The sequence below is a fragment of the Chryseobacterium rhizosphaerae genome (genome assembly GCF_003385455.1).
Taxonomy (GTDB): domain Bacteria; phylum Bacteroidota; class Bacteroidia; order Flavobacteriales; family Weeksellaceae; genus Chryseobacterium; species Chryseobacterium rhizosphaerae.
On record NZ_QNUF01000059.1, the window covers coordinates 1 to 5,545 of the forward strand.

The 5,545-nt window shown below is 46.5% G+C and carries 2 tRNA genes and 3 rRNA genes; all 5 read right to left on the reverse strand.

From position 1 onward, the window contains the following. Positions 1-50: 50 nt before the first annotated feature. The 5 genes from rrf to DRF57_RS23235 all read right to left on the reverse strand — a co-directional run bounded on the left by rrf (position 51) and on the right by DRF57_RS23235 (position 5,226). Positions 51-158: ribosomal RNA gene (gene rrf / locus DRF57_RS23215) — 5S ribosomal RNA — on the reverse strand. A gap of 144 nt (positions 159-302) precedes the next feature. Beyond that, positions 303-3,063 (reverse strand): 23S ribosomal RNA (locus tag DRF57_RS23220). Between the two features lie 203 nt (positions 3,064-3,266). Then, positions 3,267-3,340: transfer RNA gene (locus DRF57_RS23225), tRNA-Ala, on the reverse strand. Positions 3,341-3,422: 82 nt separating this feature from the next. Beyond that, positions 3,423-3,496, reverse strand: a tRNA-Ile gene (locus DRF57_RS23230). Positions 3,497-3,709: 213 nt separating this feature from the next. After that, positions 3,710-5,226, reverse strand: a 16S ribosomal RNA gene (locus DRF57_RS23235). Together the 16S, 23S and 5S rRNA genes with 2 tRNA genes alongside form the textbook arrangement of a ribosomal RNA operon. Positions 5,227-5,545 lie beyond the last annotated feature (319 nt).

Here is a 5,545-nt window from a genome sequence, read left to right on the forward strand (position 1 = left end):
AAAAAAAATCCTCTATCTTGCGATAAAGGATTTTTTAAAAATAAAATAAAAACTGGCGGCGGCCTACTCTCCCGCGTTAGCAGTACCATCGGCGCTGGTGGGCTTAACTTCTGTGTTCGGAATGGGAACAGGTGAGCCCCACCGCTAAAACCACCCTAAATAAGGTATATATTGTAAAATGTCACGTGTATCAGGTACAATGTATTTACATTATACTTTATACAGCCTACATTATACAAGTTTTAATTCGATAAAAACTTTCACAAAGAGCTAACCTTGCTGCACTTTCGTGCGCCATATTAGGCTATAAATCTACGGGTAATTAGTACTACTCGGCTATGACATTACTGTCTTTACACCTGTAGCCTATCAACGTCGTCATCTCCAACGACCCTTAAAAGATGTCTCATCTTGAGGCGAGTTTCGCACTTATATGCCTTCAGTGCTTATCTCTTCCAAACGTAGCTACTCAGCGGTGCTCCTGGCGGAACAACTGATACACCAGAGGTTTGTTCAATTCGGTCCTCTCGTACTAGAATCAAGCCCTCTCAAACATCTAACGCCCGCAATAGATAGAGACCGAACTGTCTCACGACGTTCTGAACCCAGCTCGCGTGCCACTTTAATGGGCGAACAGCCCAACCCTTGGGACCTTCTCCAGCCCCAGGATGTGACGAGCCGACATCGAGGTGCCGAACCTCCCCGTCGATGTGAGCTCTTGGGGGAGACTAGCCTGTTATCCCCGGAGTACCTTTTATCCTATGAGCGATGGCCCTTCCATACGGAACCACCGGATCACTATGTCCTGCTTTCGCACCTGATCGACTTGTTGGTCTCACAGTCAAGCACCCTTATGCCATTACACTCTACGCACGGTTACCAAGCGTGCTGAGGGTACCTTTGAAAGCCTCCGTTACTCTTTTGGAGGCGACCACCCCAGTCAAACTACCCACCACGCAATGTCCTTCTATTCAGAAGTTAGGCTCCAAGTAAGTAAAGGGTGGTATTTCAACGTTGGCTCCACAAACACTAGCGTGCCTGCTTCAAAGCCTCCCACCTATCCTACACATTACTTACTCAAAGTCAATACGAAGTTATAGTAAAGGTTCACAGGGTCTTTTCGTCCCATTGCGGGTACTCGGCATCTTCACCGAGACTACAATTTCACAGAGCTCATGGTTGAGACAGTGCCCAGATCGTTACACCATTCGTGCAGGTCGGAACTTACCCGACAAGGAATTTCGCTACCTTAGGACCGTTATAGTTACGGCCGCCGTTTACTGGGGCTTCAGTTAATGCCTTCGGTTTAACCCTAAGCACCTTCCTTAACCTTCCAGCACCGGGCAGGTGTCAGACCCTATACTGCATCTTTCGATTTTGCAGAGTCCTGTGTTTTTGATAAACAGTCGCCTGGGCCTCTTTACTGCGGCCACCATTGCTGATGGCGTCTCTTCTCCCGAAGTTACGAGACTATTTTGCCTAGTTCCTTAACCATGATTCACTCTAGCACCTTAGGATTCTCTCCTCGACCACCTGTGTCGGTTTTGGTACGGGTTGCTTCACTTCGGCTTTTCTTGGAAGCACTTTCCCTACAGCAGCTTCGCCCGAAGGCTAGGCCTTGACTATTCCGTCAGTCTCCAGTAAGTACGGCACTCCGTCCCCTTTTTAGTGTGAGCAAGTATGGGAATATTAACCCATTGTCCATCCACTACCCCTTTCGGGTTCGCGTTAGGTCCCGACTAACCCTCAGCTGATTAGCATGGCTGAGGAAGCCTTGGTCTTTCGGTGAGCGGGTTTCTCGCCCGCTTTATCGTTACTTATGCCTACATTTTCTTTTCTATCCGCTCCACAATACCTCACGATACTGCTTCGGCGCAAATAGAATGCTCTCCTACCAGATATACCCTAAAGGTATAAATCCATAGCTTCGGTAATATGTTTATGCCCGATTATTATCCATGCCGGACCGCTCGACTAGTGAGCTGTTACGCACTCTTTAAATGAATGGCTGCTTCCAAGCCAACATCCTAGCTGTCAATGCAGTCCAACCGCGTTGTTTCAACTTAACATATATTTTGGGACCTTAGCTGTTGGTCTGGGTTCTTTCCCTCTCGGACATGGACCTTAGCACCCATGCCCTCACTGCCGTAGAACATTTATTAGCATTCGGAGTTTGTCAGGAATTGGTAGGCGATGAAACCCCCGCATCCAATCAGTAGCTCTACCTCTAATAAACTTATATACGACGCTGCACCTAAATGCATTTCGGAGAGTACGAGCTATCTCCCAGTTTGATTGGCCTTTCACCCCTACCCACAGGTCATCCGAAGACTTTTCAACGTCAACCGGTTCGGTCCTCCACTCTGTGTTACCAGAGCTTCAACCTGCCCATGGGTAGATCACAAGGTTTCGCGTCTAATCCTACTAACTAACCGCCCTATTCAGACTCGCTTTCGCTCCGGCTCCGGTACTTAATACCTTAACCTCGCTAGTAAAATTAACTCGTAGGCTCATTATGCAAAAGGCACGCCGTCACACCAGATTGGTGCTCCGACCGCTTGTAGGCGTACGGTTTCAGGTTCTATTTCACCCTTCTATTCGAAGTGCTTTTCACCTTTCCTTCACAGTACTTGTTCACTATCGGTCTTTCAGGAGTATTTAGCCTTGGAGGATGGTCCCCCCATATTCAGACAGGATTTCACGTGTCCCGCCCTACTCATTTATCACTCAAATATGCCTTTCATTTACGGGGCTATCACCCTCTACGGCTGTTCTTTCCAGAACATTCTATTAAACATATATCAGCTTTTGGGCTAATCCGCTTTCGCTCGCCACTACTTACGGAATCTCTTCGATTTCTTTTCCTCCGGGTACTTAGATGTTTCAGTTCTCCGGGTTTGCTCCTATTACTAGGTGACTGGTCTTCAACCAGCCGGGTTGCCCCATTCGGACATCTGCGGATCAATTCGTGTGTGCCGATCCCCGCAGCTTTTCGCAGCTTACCACGTCCTTCTTCGCCTCTGAAAGCCTAGGCATCCGCCATACGCCCTTAACGATTTCTTTCCTAATTATTAATTAGTTCAGTATTTTTTGATAAAATTTAATTTATCGATATTTTTATAAACTCGGCACTCGAAAGTGCTCGGTTATCTCTTTGTGATGTCTTTACCGTTAATGTCAATGATCTTAATGTCTTCTTTTCAAACTGATGAACAAATGTTGTTTTTGGCTCCATTCGTAACTTTTAAATCAGTCTTCCAAAACTGTGGAGAATAAGGGAGTCGAACCCTTGACCTCCTGCGTGCAAGGCAGGCGCTCTAGCCAGCTGAGCTAATTCCCCCTCTAGTTGCTGCTAGCTTATGGCTTCTTGCTGTTGGCTTTTCGCCAATAGCCAGTCGCTATTTGCTATCCGCTTTAATTAGTAGTCTCGGGCAGGCTCGAACTGCCGACCTCTACATTATCAGTGTAGCGCTCTAACCAGCTGAGCTACGAGACTGTCTGTTAGACTAACAGACTTCAGATATTAGATATCAGACTGATCTTCTTCTTCTATCTTGCCTCTCGTCTCAATCCCTTTTTACTAATTTCTAGTGGGTTTTGTATTTTTATATATATATAGCAACCAAATAAAAAACTAAAGCTTCTCTTTAAGTAAGTACATGGTACATTGAAGTACCTTTATTTTGTTTATCGTCTTTAAGACGCTCTAAAATGAGATGTTCCAGCCGCACCTTCCGGTACGGCTACCTTGTTACGACTTAGCCCTAGTTACCTGTTTTACCCTAGGCAGCTCCTGTTACGGTCACCGACTTCAGGTACCCCAGACTTCCATGGCTTGACGGGCGGTGTGTACAAGGCCCGGGAACGTATTCACCGCGCCATGGCTGATGCGCGATTACTAGCGATTCCAGCTTCATAGAGTCGAGTTGCAGACTCCAATCCGAACTGAGACCAGCTTTCGAGATTTGCATCACATCGCTGTGTAGCTGCCCTCTGTACTGGCCATTGTATTACGTGTGTGGCCCAAGGCGTAAGGGCCGTGATGATTTGACGTCATCCCCACCTTCCTCTCTACTTGCGTAGGCAGTCTCACTAGAGTCCCCAACTTAATGATGGCAACTAGTGACAGGGGTTGCGCTCGTTGCAGGACTTAACCTAACACCTCACGGCACGAGCTGACGACAACCATGCAGCACCTTGAAAAATGTCCGAAGAAAAGTCTATTTCTAAACCTGTCATTTCCCATTTAAGCCTTGGTAAGGTTCCTCGCGTATCATCGAATTAAACCACATAATCCACCGCTTGTGCGGGCCCCCGTCAATTCCTTTGAGTTTCATTCTTGCGAACGTACTCCCCAGGTGGCTAACTTATCACTTTCGCTTAGTCTCTGAATCCGAAAATCCAAAAACGAGTTAGCATCGTTTACGGCGTGGACTACCAGGGTATCTAATCCTGTTCGCTCCCCACGCTTTCGTCCATCAGCGTCAGTTGTTGCTTAGTAACCTGCCTTCGCAATTGGTGTTCTAAGTAATATCTATGCATTTCACCGCTACACTACTTATTCCAGCTACTTCAACAACACTCAAGACCTGCAGTATCAATGGCAGTTTCACAGTTAAGCTGTGAGATTTCACCACTGACTTACAGATCCGCCTACGGACCCTTTAAACCCAATAAATCCGGATAACGCTTGCACCCTCCGTATTACCGCGGCTGCTGGCACGGAGTTAGCCGGTGCTTATTCGTATAGTACCTTCAGCTAGATACACGTATCTAGGTTTATCCCTATACAAAAGAAGTTTACAACCCATAGGGCCGTCGTCCTTCACGCGGGATGGCTGGATCAGGCTTGCACCCATTGTCCAATATTCCTCACTGCTGCCTCCCGTAGGAGTCTGGTCCGTGTCTCAGTACCAGTGTGGGGGATCACCCTCTCAGGCCCCCTAAAGATCGTAGACTTGGTAGGCCGTTACCCTACCAACTATCTAATCTTGCGCGTGCCCATCTCTATCCACCGTAGTTTTCAATATCAAGTGATGCCACTTAATATATTATGGGGTATTAATCTTCCTTTCGAAAGGCTATCTCCCTGATAAAGGCAGGTTGCACACGTGTTCCGCACCCGTACGCCGCTCTCAAGATTCCGAAGAATCTCTACCGCTCGGCTTGCATGTGTTAGGCCTCCCGCTAGCGTTCATCCTGAGCCAGGATCAAACTCTCCATTGTATGTTTGTCTGACTCACTCAAAGTTGTGACGCTTTAGTTTTTCCTTACTTGGTTGTTATATTGTATGTCAATGATCTTTATATCTTTCGCTTTGTAATGAAGCACTCTTCTCTGTCAGTGGCGCTTCATATTTGCGAGTGCAAAAGTAAAACTTTATTTCTAATTGACCAAATGTTTTTTGAAGAAAATTTAAAGTTTATTTTGTAACCTTAACCCCTTCTCTAAACCCTCAATCCATCTACTCCTGCGCTCCCATATTGGGACTGCAAAGATACAAATCTTTTTCACTTTCGCAACTTTTATTTTTAAAAAGTTTTGA